Genomic DNA, 19,877 nt, shown 5'->3' on the forward strand with positions numbered 1-19,877 from the left:
TCACAGGCGACATGAACACGGCCGGCAGTCGCCCTGAACCCATAGGAACGCAGTCGGTGGACGGCCCCCGAGCCGGAGAAGCGACGGCCTGGGCATCCCGGCCGCCTTGGCCGCCTCCAGGTCGATGGCGGATCACTCCGAACAGCGAGGACGTGTGGTTGACGGATCATTGCGGACATGAAGGCAGGCGAAAGAGGAGATTCCAGGCCTGCGAGGACGGAGCGCGCTCCAGGTGGGAACGCGGCTCGGCGACCATCTGGACGATCGCTCTCATGACCGCCGTGTGGGCGGTGACGATGGTCGTCGTCCAGGTGGGCGTCGCCCGCGTCGCGCGGCACCGGGCGCAGAGCGCCGCCGATCTCGGCGCGCTCGGGGCCGCTCGCGTGGCGCTGGCGGCCCCGGATGAGGCGTGTGATCGCGCGGAGGCCATCACGGTCGCCAACGGTGCGTCGCTGCGGTCGTGCTCGCTGTCGGGCGGCGTCGCCGAGGTCGCGGTAACGGTGCGGTTCGTGGTCCCCCTCCTCGGTCCCACGACCGCCGCCGCCTCCGCCTCGGCCGGTCCGGTCGGCGCCCCCGCGTGAGTGGGTTGTTCGGCGGGGTTCGGCCGGTGCCGCCGGGTGAGTGGGTTGCCCGGTCGGCCGGTCCGGTCGGCGCCCCCGCGTGAGTGGGTTGCCCGGCCGGTCGGTCCGGTCGGCGCCGCCGCGCGGGTGGTTGCCCGGTCGGTCGGTCCGGTCGGCGCCCCCGCGTGAGTGGGTTGCCCGGCCGGTCGGTCCGGTCGGCGCCGCCGCGCGGGTGGTTGCCCGGTCGGTCGGTCCGGTCGGCGCCGCCGCGTGAGGGGCGATCGCCTCGCCGAGGCCCGGGCCCGCCCGCCTGGATCTGCCGCAGGGCAATGTGCGCCACCGGCCGCTTCGGGCGCGACGGGCATATGACGCAATTTAGATCTTCCGTAATGCGAGACTACTTCTGTCGCAATAGAATCACGACTTCTTAGACATTCGGTCCAAGAGCGGACGGCTGGCGTAAAGTGCCGCGTACTCTCAGTCGCCGTACGCATTCGGCCGAGGCAGCCGGGGCGGACGGTTCTCCACGAAGGGATGCGTCGTGACCAGGGTTCGTAGGCTGGGCACAACGGCGATGATCGTTCTGGCTGCTCTGGTGTCCGCACCGGTGATCGGTGTCGCACCCGCGAACGCGGCCGACGCCGAGATCCTGTCCCCCGCGGACGGGGAGGTCGTCAAGTCGTCCGGTGCGGTGGCTGTGTCCGCGAAGACGGACTGGTACCAGATCAGCATGGCCCTGTACGTCGAGGGCCCCTCCGTATCCCGGCAGAAGATCGCTTCTGGCGGCGCGAACCAGACGATCAGTGGATCCTTCGACCCCGGCGACGCCCCCAACGGGACGTTCACGGTCAGTTTGTTCGGTGAGGTCACGCACAAGACCTACGCCACCTCGACCTTCGTGCTCAGCCGTCCGCCGGAGGCTCCCTCCGGGGTCGAGGCACAGCTCAAGAACCCCTCGACAATCCTGGTCAGCTGGGCGAAGGGCGCGGAGCCGGATCTCCAGTCGTACGAGATCACCTCGGTCAAGGCCGGCAAGTCCGGCTCTGTCTCCGCCGACTCCGCCTGCTCCGGTTCGACCTGTCAGACCAGCCTCGCGCTTCCGGCCGGTCTGGGCGGGCAGAAGGTGGACGTCTCCGTCCGTGCGTTCCGTTCGGACGGCACCGGCGGCACCGTCGCATCTCAGCGCTCCGCAGCCGTGTACGTGACCGTGCCCGCCCCGAAGCCGTCCCCGAGCCCCTCTCCGACGCCGTCGAAGAAGCCGGGCCAGGCAGCGGTCAAGTCGCCCGCCGCCAAGACCCCGAAGCCGCACCAGTCCACCGCCGTGCCGAATGCGGAACCGGCGCTGCCTCAGAACACCGCGCTGCCCAAGGACACCGAGCCGCCGAAGGACACCGAGCTCACGCTGCCGGAGGCGAACGGTGGCAGCGACCAGACCGAGCCGGTGGTCGTCCCGGAGAAGACCGACGACCCGAAGATGACGGCTCAGTCCTCTTTCCTGCCGCTCGGCGGGCTGAGCTTCGGCGTGTACGTCGCGCTCGCCGTCGTCCTGCTGCTCACGGGCGCGAACCTGGGCGCCTGGCTGCGTCGCAAGGGCCTGACGAGCGACAGCGCGGGCGAGGGACGATCCGGTCGCTCGGAGCCGCGGCCGACGGCAGTAAAGACGGGCGCCTCGCCTCAGCCCGCCACGGTGGCGAGTGGCGCGGCCGCGTTCGGCGGCACCGCCTCGGCGAAGGCCCGAGGGAAGGCGCCTGTACGACGTCCCTCCGTCATCCTGGCCAGGCCGAAGGCCCACGAGAGTCTCCCGGAGACGGGGGGCGACACCGAGACCCTCCTCGGCGCCGTCTCCTCGACGACCGAGAGCACGGGCACGATCGCGGACGCACGCACGATCACGATCACGGGCACCGACACCGACATCGACACCGACATCGACGCCGACACGGGCGGGGAGATCGCGCTGTCCGATCAGGAGCCGGCCACCCCTCTCGACCGGCCGGACCCGCAGGAGCCGCTGCCGGCTACCGCTGACAGCCCTACCGCCGAGATCAGCCCTGGCGTGACACCCGCGGCTGAGGTGACCTCCGTCACCCCCACCGCCGAGGACCGCGCTCCCGGTGACCCGGCTTCCGGTGCCCACCCGGCCGACGGAAGCGCTTCCGGCGCCAATCCGTCGAACGGCGCCTCCGTGGACTCCGTCGTCGCCCGTGCGGCTTCCCCCACATCGTCGTCCGGTGATGTCATGGCCTCGGCCGTCGAAGGCCAATCGTCCGTGCAGTCCGCGCTGGACCAGCTGGCCGCGCTTCCTCCGCTGACGGCACGGCCGGATGACGGCGGCCGGACGGCCCCCGCTCACGTACCGCTGTCTCCGGCGGCGCCGCCCGGTCAGACGCCGGTGGTCTCCGTGCCGGTGGCACCGGTGGCCCCTGTGCCGACGGTCCCGGTGCCGGCGGTGCCCGCGGGTGCGGCGTTCAACGGCGAGATGCCGGAACGGCCTCTCCGCCAGCCCGAGCCGGACGTCTGGACGGAGGACGACGACAGCCTCTACTCCGGCCGCCACCGCGACCTCTGACGGTCGCGCATCCCCGGCACCTATCGGGAGACGTGCCTTCGGTGCCTGCCGCCTGCGTCCGCCTCTGTTCGCCTCGCCGGGAGCCGGGCCCGCCCGCCTGGCGGGAGGGGCGGTGCCCGTCCGATGCCTGACGCGATCCGCGCGCCGGGTCAGGTGGACAGGAGGATGTCGAGGAGGCGGATCGCCCCGGCCTTGTCGAGCGGCTCGTTGCCGTTGCCGCACTTGGGGGACTGGATGCAGGACGGGCAGCCGCGTTCGCATTCGCATGAGGCGATCGCTTCCCGCGTCGCCGTCAGCCAGTCGGACGCCCGGGCATACCCGCGCTCGGCGAAGCCCGCGCCTCCGTCGTGGCCGTCGTAGACGAAGACCGTGAGCAGGCCCGTGTCGGGGTGGAGCTCCGTGGACACGCCGCCGATGTCCCAGCGGTCGCAGGTCGCGAACAGGGGCAGCAGGCCGATCGAGGCGTGCTCGGCCGCGTGCGCCGCCCCGCCGAGATCCACCGCGTGTCCGGGCACGACGAGATCGGCGAGGGCGGGCGTGGGCAGGGTCCACCAGACCGCGCGTGTGCAGAGCGTGCGCGGCGGCAGGTCGAGCGGCTCCTCGCCGAGGACCTCCCCGGTCTGCGTACGCCGCTTGAGGTACGAGACGACCTGCCGGGTGACCTCCACCGAGCCGAAGTGCAGAGTGCCGGGCCCGAAGGGCCGTGAGCGCAGCGACTCCATCACCCGGATGTCGGTGACGTCCCGCGCGAAGGTCGCGTAGTCCGGTTCCGCGGCGGTGACCAGGGCGACCCCCGCGTCCAGATCGAGCACGTCGACCACGAACGTCTCGCTCTGATGCAGGTAGACGGCTCCGGAGTGGACCATGGAGTGCGCCGACGGCTCGTCGACCGTGCCCAGCAGGCGACCGGTGGACGCCTCCACGACCTGCACCGGGGCGCCGCCCGAGCCGCGGATGTCCGCCAGGTCGGCAGCGTGGTCCCGGCTCGTCCAGAACCACCCCGTGGGGCGCCTGCGCAGCAGTCCCCGGTTCACGAGGTCGTCGAGCACGCCCCGTGCGGCCGGGCCGAAGATCTCCAGGTCGTCCTCGGTCAGCGGGATCTCCGCGGCGGCCGCGCACAGGTGGGGCGCCAGCACGTACGGATTGTCGGGATCGAGGACGATGGCCTCCACCGGCCGTCCGAACACCGCCTCCGGGTGATGGACGATGTAGGTGTCCAGCGGGTCGTCGCGGGCGATCAGCACGGCCAGCGCGTCCTGGCCCGCGCGGCCGGCCCGGCCCGCCTGCTGCCACAACGAGGCGCGGGTGCCGGGCCACCCGGCGATGAGGACCGCGTCGAGACCCGAGACGTCGACGCCGAGTTCGAGCGCGTTGGTGGTGGCCAGGCCGGTCAGTTCCCCCAAGCGCAGGGCCTTTTCGAGCACCCGCCGGTCGTCGGCCAGGTAGCCCGCCCGATATGCCGCCACTCGGTCGGCCAGCCGCCCTCCTCCACGATCTGTCCGGCGTCCCACGCCGGTCTCAGCCGCCTCTCGGGCCTCGGCCGCCCCCGCGGAGGACCCTCCCCGCCCGCCGGCCTCGTCGAAGGCCTCGCCTGAAGCGCCGCCGAAGGCGCCCCCGGCAGCGTCACCGAAAGCTCCGCCGTCGCCCGGGGCGCTCGTCTCCTCCGGAACGCCCTCGACGTCCTCCCCGTACGGCGCGGGCCCGGCGTCGAGGAGGGCCTCGACCTCCTCCAGCGTGCGGCGGGCGGTGAGGGCCACGGCCTCCGCGGCGCGGCGGGAGCGGACGAACGCGAGCGTGCGCACGTCCTCGATCACGAGGTCCGCCAGGAGGTCGGCCGCCTCGGCCGTGGCCGTACGGCGGACCGGGGCCCCGCTCTCCCCGCGTAGATCGGTCAGAGGCGGCTCCCACAGGGCGAAGGTGGTCGAACCCCTGGGGGAGGCGTCCGTGGTCACCTCGGCCATCTCAAGGCCGGTCAGGCGCACTCCCGCGGCGGCGGGGTCGCTCGCGGTGGCCGACGCCAGCAGGAACACCGGGGAGGAGCCGTACCTGGCGGCGACCCGGCGCAGCCGGCGCAGGATCTGGGCGACGTGGGAGCCGAAGACGCCGCGGTAGCCGTGGCACTCGTCGACGACCACGAGCCGCAGGCGTCGCCAGAAGGACGACCAGGACGAGTGCCGGGGCAGAATCGACCTGTGCAGCATGTCCGGGTTGGTCAGCACGTAGTTGGCGTTCTGGCGGACCCACCGGCGTTCCTCGGGCGGCGTGTCGCCGTCGTACGTCGCGGCGCGCACCTGCGTCAGCCGCAGCTTACGCAGGGCCCTGAGCTGGTCGGCGGCGAGCGCCTTGGTCGGGGTGAGATACAGCACGGTGCCGCCGGAGAAGATCTCCGTGACGGCCGGGACCAGGTAGGCCAGGGACTTCCCGGACGCGGTCCCTGTGGCAATGATCACGTTTTGGCCACGTTTAACCAGCTCGGCGGCCTTAAGCTGGTGTTCCCAAAGGCCGGAGACTCCCTGCAGACGCAGTCGGGAGACCAGCAGATCAGGGGCCCATTCGGGCCATCTTGCCTCACCTGCCTGACGTGCTGGAACATGCTCCACATGAGTCACGCGCCCCCGGCGTGCGGGAACCGCGAGCAGGCGGGTGAGAAGGTCGCCTGTTCGGGCAGAGGACGAAGAAGTCGGAGTCACTGGTTTCCAGTTTGGCATCTGCGGGGAGAGTCGCCCGGAGTCGTGATTTCGTATAGACACGGAGTCATAGCGTGGTTGAATGCCGCGCATCGGGTCGTGCCTCTGGACTACCAGGATGCATGACCTGTATCGAGACCTACGCAAGTAAGGCGCTGGAGGATCTGTGGATCTGAAGTTGGACCACCATTCCGAGGACAATCTCACCATCGTCGATGTCGAGGGTGAGATCGACGTCTACACCGCGCCCAGACTGCGTGAGCTGCTGATCGACCTGGTCAACAAGGGCAACTTCCACCTGCTCGTGAACATGGAGAAGGTGGACTTCCTCGACTCGACGGGCCTTGGCGTGCTGGTCGGCGGCCTCAAGCGGGTGCGGGCGCACGACGGTTCCCTGGAGCTCGTCTGCACGCAGGAGCGCATCCTGAAGATCTTCCGCATCACCGGTTTGACGAAGGTCTTCGGGATCTACGCCTCGGTCGAGGAGGCCAAGGAAGCCCACGGCCGGGACAAGTGACGGCCGGGGACTCAGCAACATGGCCACCGTCGAGCTGACGTTCAGCGCTCTGCCCGCCCACGTGCGTACGGCCCGGCTGGTCGCCACGGCCATCGCCCGGCGTACGGGAGTGGCGGAGGCGATCCTGGACGAGGTGCGGCTCGCCGTCGGAGAGGCGTGCTCGCGGGCTGTGGAGGCGCACCGCCTCCACTGCCCGGGGGAGCCGGTACGCATCGAGTTACGCGATGACGCGGGGCGTTTCGAGGTGACGGTCACCGACTCCGCCCCGAGCGAGGACGTGACGCCCCAGGTGCTGGAGGCGAACGGCAGCCTCATGCCCGAGATTGACAATCTGGGCATCGCGGTCATCGCGGGGCTGGCCGACGACGTCGAGGTGCTCCCCGGACCGAAGGGCATGCGGATCCGCATGAGCTGGCCCGCGTCTCCCAACGGCGTCGCCGCCCTCTGACCTTCGAGAGCCTTCACGAGCCTCCGAGAACCTCCGAAGAGATCCGAGAGCCTCCGGAAAGAACCTCCGAGGACATCCGAGGAGGACCTTCAGAGACCTCGAAGACCTCCGAGGCGAGACCTTCGAGGCAGACCTTCGAGCAGATCGAGTGTCGCCCCCGGCGTGACACTCGATCTTTTGCTATGCCCGCCCTAATTTCGGTCGGCCCGAAATCAGGGACAAGGGAGTACCGTAACCAGGGCGACCATCACCGCCACGCCCCTGACTCCGCTGGTCAAAGCACCTTCATAGCGGTGCAAATGTTCGTCCATTACTGGACGCCGCCTCGATTACGGGGCACGAGGGCCTTCATATCCGAGGCGTCGCTGCGTAGACTCCCGGCACCGGCCAAGGTATTGCGGATGCAACCGGAAGCGGCACTTGCCAACCCGCCCGGAAGCGCCGCACGGCCAGTGGGTTCGTCCAGCGTCGTCCGGGCAGGGAGACCGAAACCCCGTCTGGCCGAGGAGGACGGATGTCTGCCTTGCACGCCGCTGGCGAAGGCGCAGCGGTAGCTCTGAACGGTTCCCATCTCACTCTTGTCATAGTCGTCGCCGTCGTGGCATTGCTGGCATTGGCCGTCGCGGGCGGTCTCGTCCGCGAGGTGCTCGCCGCCGGGCAGGGCACCGAGCGAATGCAGAACATCGCGCGGGCCGTGCAGCAGGGCGCCGCCGCGTATCTCGCGCGGCAGTTCCGGACGCTTGCGATATTCGTCGTCATCATTCCGTTCCTGCTTCTGTTGCTCCCTGCGGGCTCGACCGGCGAGCGAATCGGCCGGTCCGTCTTCTTCGTCGTCGGCGCGCTGTTCTCCGCACTGACCGGTTTCATCGGCATGTGGCTCGCCGTACGCGGAAACGTCCGCGTCGCGTCCGCCGCCCGCGACTCGGGTGAGAGGACCGCGATGCGCATCGCGTTCCGCACGGGCGGTGTCGCCGGCATGTTCACGGTCGGCCTCGGCCTGCTGGGCGCCGCGATCGTCGTGCTCGTTTACAAGGGCGACGCGCCGAACGTCCTCGAGGGGTTCGGCTTCGGCGCCGCGCTGCTCGCGATGTTCATGCGTGTCGGCGGCGGCATCTTCACCAAGGCCGCCGACGTCGGCGCCGACCTGGTCGGCAAGGTCGAGCAGGGCATCCCGGAGGACGACCCGCGCAACGCCGCCACCATCGCCGACAACGTGGGTGACAACGTCGGCGACTGCGCAGGCATGGCCGCCGACCTGTTCGAGTCGTACGCCGTCACCCTGGTCGCGAGCCTGATTCTGGGCAAGGCGGCGTTCGGCACCGAGGGCCTGGTCTTCCCGCTGATCGTCCCCATGATCGGTGTGATCACCGCCGTCATCGGCATCTTCGCCACCTCGCCGCGCGGGCGGGACCGCTCCGGCATGGCCGCCATCAACCGCGGCTTCTTCATCTCCGCCGCCATCTCGGCCGTGCTGGTGGCCGTCGCGGCGTTCGCGTACCTCCCGTCGAGCTTCGCCGAACTGTCCGGCGCCTCCGCGGACGTCGCCGCGCTCACCGCCGACCCGCGCCTGATCGCCATCGGCGCGGTGCTCGTGGGCCTGGTCCTGGCCAGCGCCATTCAGATCCTCACCGGCTACTTCACCGAGACCAACCGTCGCCCGGTCCGGGAGATCGGCGAGAGCTCGCTCACCGGCCCCGCCACCGTCATCCTGTCCGGGATCTCGGTCGGCCTGGAGTCCGCGGTCTACTCGGCGCTGCTGATCGGCGGCGCGGTCTACGGCGCGTTCCTGCTCGGCTTCGGCAACGTGACCGTGGCGCTGTTCGCCGTGGCCCTCGCCGGCACCGGCCTGCTGACCACGGTCGGCGTGATCGTGTCGATGGACACCTTCGGCCCGGTCTCCGACAACGCCCAGGGCATCGCCGAGATGTCGGGCGACGTCGAGGGCGAGGGCGCCCGCGTCCTCACCTCCCTGGACGCGGTCGGCAACACCACCAAGGCCATCACCAAGGGCATCGCGATCGCGACCGCCGTACTCGCGGCGACCGCGCTGTTCGGCTCGTTCCGCACCGCGGTCGAGGGCGAACTCGCGAAGGCGACGCAGGGCGTGAAGAACGCCCTGGGCTCGTTCGCCAACTTCAGCCTCTCGGTGGACGCACCCAACGCCCTGGTCGGCCTCGTCGTCGGCGCGGCCGTGGTGTTCCTGTTCTCCGGCCTCGCGATCAGCGCCGTCGGCCGTGCCGCCGGCCGGGTCGTGTACGAGGTGCGCGAGCAGTTCCGCACCAAGCCGGGGATCATGGACGGCAGCGAGCTGCCGGACTACGGCCGGGTGGTGGACATCTGCACCCGTGACTCGCTGCGCGAGCTCGCGACCCCCGGTCTGCTCGCCGTGCTGACCCCGATCGCGGTCGGCTTCGCGCTCGGGTACGCGCCGCTCGGCGCCTACCTGGCCGGCGCCATCGCGGCCGGAACGCTGATGGCGGTGTTCCTCGCCAACTCCGGCGGTGCCTGGGACAACGCCAAGAAGCTGGTCGAGGACGGCCACCACGGCGGCAAGGGCTCGGAGGCGCACGCCGCCACCGTGATCGGCGACACCGTCGGCGACCCGTTCAAGGACACCGCCGGCCCGGCCATCAACCCGCTGATCAAGGTGATGAACCTGGTCGCGCTGCTGATCGCCCCGGCCGTCGTCGCGTACGCCGACAACGTCGCGGTCCGCGTCACCGCGACGGTCGTCGCGGTGGCGGTCGTCGTCGGCGCCGTGGTCGTCTCCAAGCGCCGCGCCACGGGCATCGCCCCGTCCGGCGAGGCCGACGAGGCATCCCGCGCCACGGAGCCCGTCGCCCACTGAGCGCCCTAGTCCCGAAGGTCCCCTGCTCCTGGAGCGGGGGACCTTCTCCATACACTGAGCACCTATGGACAAGCCGAACGGAGGCAGGACGCTGGCGCTGATCCTGCTGACCATGACGGTGATGATCGCCGTGATCGTGGGCCTCGCCATCTGGGCCATGCCATGAGCGCCCGGACGCTCGTCGTGGTCAGGCACGCCAAAGCCGGCCACGCGCCAGGCCTCCCGGACAGCGAACGTCCGCTCACCCCCGGCGGTGAGCGGGACGCCCGGGCGGCGGGGGAGGAGATCCGGCGATTCGCCCCCGGCCTTGTCCTGTGCTCGCCGTCGGTCCGCACCCGCAGGACCGCCGAGCTGCTCGGTCTGGACGCCCCCGTCGAGATCGAACGCGACATCTACGAGGCGTACCCCGACGACCTGCTCGGCGTGCTGCGCCGTACGGACGGCGAGATCGCGTCGGTGGTGCTCGTCGGCCACAACCCGGGCGTGCACGAGCTGGTCGCCGCCCTGACGGACGCCAGGTTCGACGGCTTCCCGCCCGGCGCGTACGCGGTGATCGAGCTGGACGTGCCGTGGGAGGACGCCGCCCCCGGCACCGGACGGCTGGTCCATCTGAGCCGCCTCTGATTGCCACCCGGCGAGGCGGGTAGGAAGAACCGCCTGCCGCTCAGGAACGTCGTGCTCGCCAGGGCGCCGAGGCTGGAGGATCCGCGCCTCGCGCTCGGCTTCGGCCTGACCGGAGCCGCCTGCCTGGTGATCCCGCTGCTCACCGGCCTGCTCACCGGCCACCCTGCGGGCGGCGCGACGGTCGGCCTCGGCGCGTGGCTGGTCGCGGCGCGGGCCATCGCGAACCCGGCGGGTGTGCGCACGCCGTACCTGCTCGGCGTCGTGCTGTCGGTCGGCGTGGGGACGTCGCTGGGGATCCTGCTGTCGGGCAGCAGCTGGCTCATGGTCCTGATCGCCTCGGCCCTGGCCGGGCTCGGCGGCCTGGTGCGTCCGATCGGCGTCACCCCGGCGCTCACGCTGCTGCTGACCGCCGCCAACCCGCTGCCGCTCGACCCCTTGCCGCACACGGGCCTGCAACTGCTCGGCGGTCTGCTGGCGGCCGTCCTGCTCACCCTGCGCTGGCCGTGGCGGCGCACCCGCCCCGTCGTCACGATGCTGGGCGAAACGGCCGACACCCTGGCCGGGCTGGTCGAGGCCGTGGCCGACCCCGCGGTGGGCCAGGACGAGTGGGACAAGCGCCGCAGGAAGGCCGCCGACGCCATCGCCGAGGTTCGGACGGCCCGGGCCCGCCGCCTGCGGTGGGAGCGGTCGCGTGCGGCCGAGGACGTGGCGGTCGCGTTGCGCCGGGTGTTCCACGAGATCGTGGCGTTGCGCGGGCTGTGCGACACGCTGGCCCGGCGCGCGCCCGGGGCGGCGGACGAGGCGAAGCTCGGCGACCTCGTGGACTCGCTGTCCGCGTCGCTGCGGGCCTACCTGGCCGAGTGCCCGCCCGAACACGTGCCCGTCGTGGACTTCGGCGATCGGGTCGACCGGCTGCGCGACCGGGCCGCGGGCGGCGAGCGCGAGATGGTCGTGCTCGTCCTCCTCCGGCAGATCGCCCACAGCGCCGGACGGATTCGGGAGGCGCTCGACGGCTCCGCCGAGGCGGCCCGCCGCCTGTGCGCGCCCGGCCTCGATCTGGCCACGCTGGCGGTCCCCCCGTCGCTCGCCTTCGACGACCCGCGCGTGCGGCACGCTCTGCGGGTCGTGCTCGGCACCGCCTTCGCCTCGATCGTCATCGTGCTGTTCAAGCCCGCGTTCCCGCACTGGCTGGTGATCGCGGTGCTGGTCACCATCCAGCCGACGTACGGGGAGACGCGGGCCAAGGTGTGGGCGCGGGTGGGCGGCAGCACCGCAGGAGGGCTGGTCTCGGCCGCCATCCTGCACATCACACCGGGTCACTGGCTGCTCGTCGCGCTGATCGGGGTGTCGGCCGCGCTGGCGTTCGGCCTGGCCCCGACGCACCAGGCCTACTGGGCGACGTTCATGACGATGTGCGTGCTGTTGCTGCTCGACTTCCAGGTGCCGCAGACCGCGCGGATCGCCGAGTCGCGGGTCGTGCTGACCGTCGTCGGCGGCGTCATCGCCATCGCGTGCGCGCGGCTGCTGTGGCCGCGAGGGGAGACCGAACGGCTGGCCGAACGGGTCGGCCGGATGCTCGACTCGCACGCGGCGGTCGCCCGGACGCTCGCGCAGCTGGCCAAGGGGAAGGCGGGCGCAGAGCGGGCCGATGAACGGATCAGGAAGGCCGCGGTGGACGCCGAGATGGTCGCGGGGGCGCTCGGCTACATCGCCAAGGAGCCCGGCGGCACGGCTCCCGACGCCGTCGACGACGCCCTGGAGGCCGCCCAGCGGGTCCGCGACGATCTGCTGACGCTGATCTCGGTGCTCCGCGACGAGCCGACCGGGGCCGGGCCGGTCCCCGACGTCCTGGAGGCCGTGGCCGGCCACCTGCGGGCCGCCGCGCGGGCCGTGCGGGGGCGCGAGCCGTACGAGCCGGCGGCGGAGGCGAGCCGGGGGCTCGCGGACGACGCCGTGTGGGTCGGCGCCCAGGCCGAGCGCCGGCTCACCGAACTGGAGGCGGACGCGACCGAGCCGGGCTCGGGGCGGGCGCTGCTGCGCACCGCCGCCGTCGACCAGGCGCTGCGCTCGCTGGACGCCGACGCCGTACGGCTGTGCGCGGCGGCGGCCGACGCCTTCGCGAACAGGCCCTGAGGTCTCAGGTCATGGCGGGCGGCATGCCGTCCTCGGCGTCGGCCGCCTCGACCTCCTCACGGGAGATGCCAAGCAGGTAGAGGATCGAGTCGAGGTACGGCACGTTGACCGCGGTGTCGGCGGCCTGCCGCACGATGGGCTTGGCGTTGAACGCGATGCCGAGCCCGGCGACGGCGAACATGTCGAGGTCGTTGGCGCCGTCGCCGATGGCGACGGTCTGGCTCAGCGGGATGCCCGACTCGGCGGCGAAGCGCTCCAGCGCGCGGGCCTTGCCCGGCCGGTCCACGATCTCGCCGACGACCCGGCCGGTGAGCCGGCCGTCCACGACCTCGAGGGTGTTGGCGGCCGAGTAGTCGATGCCGAGGTCGGCCACAAGGGAGTCGGTGATCTGGGTGAAGCCGCCGCTGACGATGGCGAAGCGGTAGTCGAGCCGCTTGAGGGTCCGCACCAGCGTGCGCGCGCCGGGGGTGAGGACGACCTCCTTGACGACCTTCTCGAAGACCTCCTCCGACAGCCCTTCGAGCAGCGCGACCCGCCTGACCAGCGACTCGGCGAAGTCGAGCTCGCCGCGCATGGCCTCGTCGGTGACCCGGGCGACCTCGTCGAGGCAGCCGGCGTGCCGGGCCAGCAGCTCGATGACCTCGTTCTGGATCAGCGTCGAGTCGACGTCCATCACGATGAGGCGCTTGGCGCGGCGGTGCAGGCCGCTGCGCTGCACGGCCACGTCCACCTGCTGCGCCGCCGCCTCCGCGGCCAGTTCCGCCCGCATCGCCTGGGGGTCGGCGCCGGACACGGCGAGCTCGATGCACGTCACCGGATAGCTCGACAGCCGCTCGATCCTGTCGATGTTGGCGCCGCTCGCCGCGATCCGGCCGGCGATCCCGGCCATGGCTGCGGGCAGCAGCGGCGCGCCCAGGACGGTGACGTGCAGCCGCCCGCGCCGCCGTTTCTCCTTGGAGGTCGTGCCGGTGGCGATCTCCAGGTCCATGTCCAGGTCGGCGGCGACCTGCTCGACGGCCGTCCACAGGCCGCCGATCGTGCCTCCGGTGCCGGTGGGCGGCCCCCCGGCGTACGCGACGAGCACGCCCAGAGTGAGGCGGCCTCGGATGACGACCTGCTCCACGTCGGCCACGACGACCGGGAACCCGGCCAGTACGGAAAACAGCCGCGAGGTGACGCCCGGGCGATCCGGACCGGTCAGCGTGATCAGGAGCGTGCGCTGGTTCACGTTGTTTGAGGTTACTGCGCGGCTTGTCATGAGCGCGCACGAGGTTCACGATGCGGACGCCTTCATGCCCCCACCCTGAGGCTCCGCTGTCATTTCCGCATGTCGTCATGGTGGTGGGCCGCGAAGCAGGCCGGGCCGGGACGCTCCGCGCCGTCCGCCTCATCGTGGCCGGCACCCCCCCGAGGAAGGACGCGACGCGCATGACGATCTCTCTGCAGTCTGGACAATCCCTTGGCTCCGGCCGGTACACCGTCGGGCTCGCCGAGAGCGCCGCCGACCTGCGTGCCGCCCAGCGCCTGCGCTACGAGGTGTTCGCGAGGGAACTGGGCGCCCGGCTCGACTCCCCGCTGAGCGGGCTCGACGTCGAACCGCTCGACGCGTACTGCGACCACCTCCTCGTCCGCGAGGGTGACATGGTGGTCGGCACCTACCGCCTGCTGCCGCCCCGCCGTTCCGACCGCCTCTACTCCGACTCCGAGTTCGACCTCGGCGCGCTGAAGGACCTGCGCGGCGACCTGGTCGAGGCCGGGCGCACGTGCGTACACCCCGACCATCGCGGCGGCGCGGTCGTCGCCCTGATGTGGGCCGGGATCGCGCACTACATGACCAGCCGCGGGCACTCTTGGCTGGCGGGTTGCTGCTCGGTGCCCCTGGACGACGGCGGCGCGGTCGCCGCCGGCGTCGTCGACCGGGTCCAGCTGGGGCCCGAGGAGTTTCGCGTCACGCCGCACACGCCCTGGCGCGACGCCGGGGTCCCCCGTCCCGACCGGTTCGTGCTGCCGCCGCTGCTGCGCGGTTACCTGCGTCTCGGCGCGTGGATCTGCGGTGCTCCCGCGTACGATCCGGACTTCGGCACGGCGGACTTCTTCGTGCTGCTCTCCGTGGCCGACGCCGACCCCCGCTATCTGCGGCACTTCCTGGGACGGACGCGGTGAGCGCCGTCGCGCACCTGCCGGCGGCCTCCTCCGCCTGGTTGCCGGTGTCCCCCTGCGCGCCGGATGTCTGCCTGCGCACGCAGGCGCGTACGGCCGGTCTCCTCCGCCGGGCCGCCCGCCTGACGGGCGCGGCCGCCGTGCTGCTCGCCGGTCTGCCGATCGCGCTCGCGCTGGGCCGTACGGCACGGCGCGGGGAGGTCACGAGGCGCTGGTCGCGTCTGCTGCTGCGGGCCCTCGGCGTCAGGATCGTGACGCACCGCGGGTTCTCCTGCATCGGGGGGTCGGCGCGGGCGCGCGCCGTGCCGGGGGAGGACGGGCCCGCCCTGCTCGTCGGCAACCACGTCTCCTGGCTCGACCCCCTGGTCATCACGGCGACCTTCGCCTGCCGCCCGCTGGCCAAGGCGGAGGTGGGCAGGTGGCCGATCGTCGGCACGCTCGCCGCCGGGGGCGGCGCGCTGTTCATCGACAGGGACAGGCTGTCCGCCCTGCCGGGGGTCGTCGCGGACATGACCGCCGCGCTGCGGCGAGGCGAGAGCGTGGCCGCGTTCCCCGAGGGCACGACGTGGTGCGGACGCGAGATGGGGCGTTTCCGGCCCGCCGTGTTCCAGGCGGCGCTCGACGCGGGGGTGCCCGTGCGGCCGGTGGCACTGCGGTTCCTGGAGGGGGACGGGGAGCGGGCCGCCCTCTCCACCCGGCCGTCGTACGTCGGGGACGACACGCTGCTCGCGTCCATCCTGCGGATCGTCGCGACCAGGGACCTCGTCGCGGAGGTGACGGTCTTCCCCGCCGTACGGCTGGACCGCCCGGCCGCGTACGGCGGGCGCGCCCACCGGGGAGAGGCGCGGGCGGCGCTGGCGCGGATCGCCGAGGCTCAGGTCAGAACGGGTCTCATGGAACCCGAGGAGCAGGCCGTGGCGGCCTGAAAGGGCCTGCCACACGATCGCCGGCGCCTGCCCGGCGAGGCCGGGCGGCGCCGTGGGTTGCATCAGAGGGAACTCAGCGGGTGATCGTGCTCTTCGACTTCACCCAGCCGATGCTGTCGCCGAACTCGCTGAGCAGTTCCTTGGGGTCGGTGTTCAGCGACGTGTCGACGACCGCGCCGCCGAAGTAGCCGTAGAGCTTGCCGCGGGCGGACCCGCTCACCTGGGCCTTCGCCCAGAACGTGTAGCTCTTGCCCTTCTTGAGGCCGGGCAGCACGCACAGCGCGCGGGTCCGCTCCCGGGTGCACTGCTCGTGATAGTTGGTGCCGCGCGGGACGTAGATCCGGGTCTTGGTGACGTTCTTGGGGAACTTGACCGCCAGGAAGATCTCGTCGGTCCTGGTCCTGAGCTTGTTGACGAGCGTGACCTTGAAGGACACCACGCGCCCGGCACGGACGCTGTAGGGGAAACTGACCTGGATGCGGACGGGCGCCGAGGCCGCCTTGGACGAGGCGGACGCCGTGGTCGCCGTGGTCGCCGTGGTCGCGGCCGACGCGGCGGAGGCGGGCGCGCCGGACGCGACCAGCGCGCCCGCGGCCAGTGGCACGGCCAGCAGCGCGGTCGGCTTGCCGATGAGGGTACGCATGCGGTCAGCCTTGACGATCGAGATCACGGTTCGATCACGTATCAAAGGATGAGATGGCTGTCGCCGAACTCGTGCCAGAGGTAGCCCTGCTCGATCGCCGCCTCGTACGAGCGGGCCAGCACACCGGTCCCGGTGATCGCCGACAGCATCATCAGGTGGCTGGAGCGGGGCTCGTGCAGGCCCGTGACGAGGCCGTCCACCGCTCGCACGCCTCCCGCCGGCGTGACGACGTGCGAGGTCCAGCCCGACGCCGCCCGCACCGTGCCCGGGGCTGAAGTGTCGAGGGCGGCGGTCTCCAGAGCCCGTACGACGGTCGTGCCGACGGCGATCACCCGGCCCCCGTGCTCGCGGGTGATGTTCACCAGCCGTGCCGTCTGCGGGGAGACCGAGAACCACTCGGGATAGGGCGGTTCGTCCTTCTCCGGAGACGCGACCCCGGTGTGCAGCGTGATCGGTGCGACGCCGATCCCCCGGGCGACCAGGGCGGTGACGAGTTCCGGCGTGAACGGCCGGCCGGCGCTGGGCATCTCCGCGCTGCCCGGCTCGACCCCGAAGGCCGTCTGGTAGTCGGCGAGCGGCCAGTCGCGCCCCACGTAGCCGTACCGGATGGGCACGCCGTGCGCGGCGAGGTAGGAGAGCACGTCGCGGTCCAGGTGGGCACGCCACAGGCGCGGCGTCTCCTGCGCCAGCAGGCGCAGCGTGGCCCCTCCCGGCAACGGCAGCCACTCGCCGGGCGCGGCGCCGGAGTAGGGCTCCGTCGCCGTCGCCGTACGGCGGCGCAGTTCGACCAGCCACTCACCGGACGCGAGGCGGCCGGAGAAGTGGACCGCCAGCCGGTCGAGCCGTACCGCCGCGGGCAGGGTGGCGGAGTTGTTGACCACCAGCAGGTCGCCGGGGGACAGCAGCGACGGCAGGTCGGCGAAGACGTGGTGGGTGACCTCGCCGGTGTCGCGGCGGGACACCAGCAGCCTGACCTCGTCGCGGCGCAGCCCGCGCGCCTCCGGCGGTTCGTGCGCCTCCAGCGGCGCCGTCAGCGCGAACTCGAACGACCCTCGCGCCCCGTACGGCCTGACCCCGGCCGGCGTCGTGTCCGGCCCGTTCGCCGTGCCGGGGGCGGTCTTCGTGGCGGGCTCGGTCCGGGTCGGGATGGCGGTGTGGGGGTCCCGGGCGGTCATTCCAGTTCTCCCCGGGTGAAGCGGCCGGGGGCGGGGCGGGTGCCCACGAGGCGCAGCAGCGCCGGCACCACGCTCTCCGGTGGCGGCGCGGCCCCGGCCTCCTCCGGGCCGACGGCGTCCGCGAGCATGCGGGTGCGCATCTCGCCCGGGTCCACCCACCAGACCGCCACGTCGGGCTCCTCGGCGGCGAGGACGTTCGACACCTGGTCGAGGGCGGCCTTGGTCGCGCCGTAGCCGCCCCAGCCCTCATACGCCTCGACGGCGGCGTCGGAGGAGATGTTGAGGATCGCGCCTTGCCGCTTGCGCAGCGCGGGCAGCGTCGCCTGGACCAGCGCGAGCGGCGCGATCACGTTCGTCTCGAACAGCGCGCGCAGCGCGTCCAGCGGATAGTCGGCGAGCCGGGGCAGCGGGGCGGGACCGAGCCCGCTCGCGTTGTTGACCAGGAGGTCCAGCTCGGGCACGGACTCGGCGAGCCTGGCCACGTGCGCGGGGTCGGCGACGTCTCCGGGAACGGCCCGGGCGCCGAGGTCGAAGGCCGCCGACATGAGGTCCTCCTCGCCACGCGCGGTGAGGAGGAGCGACCAGCCGTCGGCGGCGAGCGCTTTGGCGAGAGCGAGTCCCAGCCCTCGCGACGCTCCGGTGATGAGTGCCTGCTTCATGCGCTTCACGCTAGGAATCGGCACGTCAGGGACACATCGGACCGAGGTCCTGCCGTCGCTCGGCAGTTGGGTCTAGGTCCCGCGGCCGACGCAGGCCCCTCCGCTGTGCACCTAGTCTGTGTCCCGTGTCCGAGCCTGCCGACCCCGCCGCCGCGTCCGCTTCCGCGTCCGCGCGGGACCGTGACGCGGTGCTGCACGCGGTCAGCTCGGCAGTGCTCGCCGTCACCCGTCACCTGTCGGTCCGCGAGGTCCTCCAGGTGATCGTGCGGTCCGCGGCGCGGCTGCTCGACGCGAAATACGCCGCGCTCGGCGTGCCGGACGACGACGGCGCGTTCGCCGAGTTCGTCGCCGAGGGCATCTCCGACGAGCAGTGGGCGGCCATCGGGCCCACCCCGCGCCAGCACGGCATGCTGGGCGCGATGCTCCGCGAGGGGACGCCGGTGCGGCTGGCCGACATCCGCAGGGACCCCCGGTTCGAGTGGTGGCCGAAGGCCCATCCCATCCTCAAGGACTTCCTCGGTGTGCCGATCATGGACGGCGGCACGGTCCTCGGGATCATCTTCCTGTCCAACAAGCGGACGCCCGGCGGGTTCGACGAGGCCGACGAGGAACTGCTGACGTTGTTCGCGGCGCACGCCGCCATCGCGATCACCAACGCCCGGCTGTACGAGCGGGGGCGCGAGCTCACGGTCGTCGAGGAACGCACCCGGATGGCCCGCGAGCTGCACGACGCCGTCAGCCAGAAGCTCTTCTCGCTGCGGCTGACCGCGCGGGCCGCCGCCGCGCTCGCGCGTACGGACCCCGAACGGGCGGCCGAGGCGATCGAACGGGTCGAGCGGATGGCGGGAGAGGCGCTGACCGAGCTGCGCGCGGTGATCGTGGAGCTGCGGCCGGCCGAACTGGACCGGCACGGCCTGGTGGAGAGCCTGCGCAAGCAGGTGGCCCTCCTCGACCGCCTGCACCCCATGACGGTCGCCTTCACGGACGAGGGCGAGGCGCCCGGCGACCGCGACCTCGACCTGGCGCCCGAGATCGAGGTCGCCGTGCTGCGGGTCGCTCAGGAGGCCCTGCACAACGCCGTACGGCACGCCAGGGCCGCCCGCATCGACGTACGGCTCGCGCATCGGGAGGCCGCGCTGGTGCTCGAGGTGACCGACGACGGCGCCGGATTCGATGAGGCGGGAGTGCACGGCCTGGGGCTGCCGTCGATGAGCGACCGGGCCCAGGCCGTCGGCGGCACGCTGACGGTCTCCTCCGCGCCCGGCCGCGGCACGACCGTACGACTGGAGGTGCCCGCGTGATCCGCGTGCTCATCGCCGACGACCACCCCGTCGTACGGCAGGGCCTGCGTACGTTCCTGGAGATCCAGGAGGACATCAGCGTCGTGGGGGAGGCGGCCGACGGCGCCGAGGCGGTCGAGATGACCGGCGCGCTCGCCCCCGACGTGCTGCTGCTCGACCTGAAGATGCCGGTGCTCGACGGCCTGGGCGCGCTCACGGAGCTGTCCGGCCGGGACGTGCGGGTGATCGTCCTCACCTCGGTCAGCGACCGCGGTGACGTGGCCCCGGCCATGCGGGCGGGCGCGGCGGGCTTCCTCTACAAGGACGTGGACCCCGGCGCCCTCGTCCAGGCGATCCGGGCCGTGTACGGCGGGCAGGTCCTGCTCGCGCCGGAGGCCGCCGAGGCGATGCTGGCCGGCCCGGCGCACCGCGAGCACGACGGAGCGGGGTCCGCCCTGACCGACCGGGAACGCGAGGTGCTGCGGCTGCTCGCCGCCGGCCGTTCGAACCGCGAGATCGCCCGCGAGCTCGTGGTGGCGGAGAAGACCGTGAAGACCCACGTCTCCAACGTGCTCATGAAGCTCGGCGTGCAGGACCGCACCCAGGCCGCGCTCTACGCCGTACGCCACGGCCTCGCCTGAGCGCCTG

General features: G+C 72.3%; 16 protein-coding genes. 11 read left to right on the plus strand and 5 right to left on the minus strand.

The features are described from left to right. Positions 1 to 11 precede the first annotated feature (11 nt). Positions 12 to 581: an Rv3654c family TadE-like protein gene (locus IL992_RS45865; RefSeq protein ID WP_226872322.1), complete on the plus strand. Its 570-nt coding sequence runs from the start codon at positions 12 to 14 to the stop codon at positions 579 to 581. Positions 582 to 1,101: 520 nt separating this feature from the next. Next, a complete protein-coding gene (locus tag IL992_RS05390; protein ID WP_193202160.1) occupies positions 1,102 to 3,129 on the plus strand; it encodes a hypothetical protein in 2,028 nt (675 codons plus the stop codon). 149 nt (positions 3,130 to 3,278) lie between these two features. Here the strand turns inward: IL992_RS05390 and IL992_RS05395 are convergent, their stop codons facing one another. Continuing rightward, positions 3,279 to 5,579 carry a DEAD/DEAH box helicase gene (locus IL992_RS05395; RefSeq protein WP_319018362.1) on the minus strand — a complete coding sequence of 767 codons (2,301 nt, stop codon included), beginning with the start codon at positions 5,577 to 5,579 and terminating at the stop codon, positions 3,279 to 3,281. A gap of 403 nt (positions 5,580 to 5,982) precedes the next feature. Between IL992_RS05395 and IL992_RS05400 the strand changes: the two genes are divergently transcribed. From IL992_RS05400 to IL992_RS48235, 5 genes are all read left to right on the plus strand, one after another. Beyond that, a complete protein-coding gene (locus IL992_RS05400) occupies positions 5,983 to 6,333 on the plus strand; it encodes an STAS domain-containing protein (RefSeq protein WP_030506779.1) in 351 nt (116 codons plus the stop codon). 19 nt (positions 6,334 to 6,352) lie between these two features. Next, a complete protein-coding gene (locus IL992_RS05405) occupies positions 6,353 to 6,781 on the plus strand; it encodes an ATP-binding protein (RefSeq protein ID WP_193202162.1) in 429 nt (142 codons plus the stop codon). A 514-nt stretch (positions 6,782 to 7,295) separates the two neighbouring features. Further along, the gene (locus IL992_RS05410) at positions 7,296 to 9,629 is read left to right on the plus strand and encodes a sodium-translocating pyrophosphatase (RefSeq protein ID WP_193202163.1); all 2,334 of its coding nucleotides are present in this window, start codon (positions 7,296 to 7,298) and stop codon (positions 9,627 to 9,629) included. 162 nt (positions 9,630 to 9,791) lie between these two features. Next, a complete protein-coding gene (locus tag IL992_RS05415; RefSeq protein WP_226872323.1) occupies positions 9,792 to 10,253 on the plus strand; it encodes a SixA phosphatase family protein in 462 nt (153 codons plus the stop codon). A 51-nt stretch (positions 10,254 to 10,304) separates the two neighbouring features. Beyond that, a complete protein-coding gene (locus tag IL992_RS48235; RefSeq protein WP_193202164.1) occupies positions 10,305 to 12,386 on the plus strand; it encodes an FUSC family protein in 2,082 nt (693 codons plus the stop codon). A gap of 4 nt (positions 12,387 to 12,390) precedes the next feature. On the opposite strand, the gene serB is transcribed toward IL992_RS48235, so the two are convergent. Then, a complete protein-coding gene (gene serB, locus IL992_RS05425; RefSeq protein WP_319018363.1) occupies positions 12,391 to 13,614 on the minus strand; it encodes a phosphoserine phosphatase SerB in 1,224 nt (407 codons plus the stop codon). 200 nt (positions 13,615 to 13,814) lie between these two features. Between serB and IL992_RS05430 the strand changes: the two genes are divergently transcribed. Both IL992_RS05430 and IL992_RS05435 read left to right on the plus strand, forming a co-directional pair. Then, a complete protein-coding gene (locus tag IL992_RS05430; RefSeq protein ID WP_193202166.1) occupies positions 13,815 to 14,549 on the plus strand; it encodes a GNAT family N-acetyltransferase in 735 nt (244 codons plus the stop codon). Beyond that, a complete protein-coding gene (locus IL992_RS05435) occupies positions 14,546 to 15,472 on the plus strand; it encodes a lysophospholipid acyltransferase family protein (RefSeq protein ID WP_193202167.1) in 927 nt (308 codons plus the stop codon). The genes IL992_RS05430 and IL992_RS05435 overlap by 4 nt, the downstream gene beginning before the upstream one ends. A gap of 73 nt (positions 15,473 to 15,545) precedes the next feature. Here the strand turns inward: IL992_RS05435 and IL992_RS05440 are convergent, their stop codons facing one another. Genes IL992_RS05440 through IL992_RS05450 form a run of 3 tightly spaced genes read right to left on the minus strand, consistent with a single transcriptional unit; the run spans position 15,546 to position 17,949 of the window. Then, positions 15,546 to 16,115 carry a hypothetical protein gene (locus IL992_RS05440; protein WP_193202168.1) on the minus strand — a complete coding sequence of 190 codons (570 nt, stop codon included), beginning with the start codon at positions 16,113 to 16,115 and terminating at the stop codon, positions 15,546 to 15,548. 41 nt (positions 16,116 to 16,156) lie between these two features. Further along, a complete protein-coding gene (locus IL992_RS05445) occupies positions 16,157 to 17,290 on the minus strand; it encodes an S-adenosylmethionine:tRNA ribosyltransferase-isomerase (RefSeq protein WP_193202169.1) in 1,134 nt (377 codons plus the stop codon). Beyond that, positions 17,287 to 17,949: an SDR family NAD(P)-dependent oxidoreductase gene (locus IL992_RS05450; protein WP_193202170.1), complete on the minus strand. Its 663-nt coding sequence runs from the start codon at positions 17,947 to 17,949 to the stop codon at positions 17,287 to 17,289. Before IL992_RS05450 ends, IL992_RS05445 begins: the two co-directional genes overlap by 4 nt. Positions 17,950 to 18,074: 125 nt before the next feature. Between IL992_RS05450 and IL992_RS05455 the strand changes: the two genes are divergently transcribed. Both IL992_RS05455 and IL992_RS05460 read left to right on the plus strand, forming a co-directional pair. Next, the gene (locus tag IL992_RS05455; RefSeq protein WP_193202171.1) at positions 18,075 to 19,250 is read left to right on the plus strand and encodes a GAF domain-containing sensor histidine kinase; all 1,176 of its coding nucleotides are present in this window, start codon (positions 18,075 to 18,077) and stop codon (positions 19,248 to 19,250) included. Then, positions 19,247 to 19,870: a response regulator gene (locus tag IL992_RS05460; RefSeq protein ID WP_193202172.1), complete on the plus strand. Its 624-nt coding sequence runs from the start codon at positions 19,247 to 19,249 to the stop codon at positions 19,868 to 19,870. Before IL992_RS05455 ends, IL992_RS05460 begins: the two co-directional genes overlap by 4 nt. Positions 19,871 to 19,877 lie beyond the last annotated feature (7 nt).

Origin of the sequence: Microbispora sitophila (assembly GCF_014892245.1) — a bacterium.
Lineage (GTDB): Bacteria > Actinomycetota > Actinomycetes > Streptosporangiales > Streptosporangiaceae > Microbispora > Microbispora siamensis.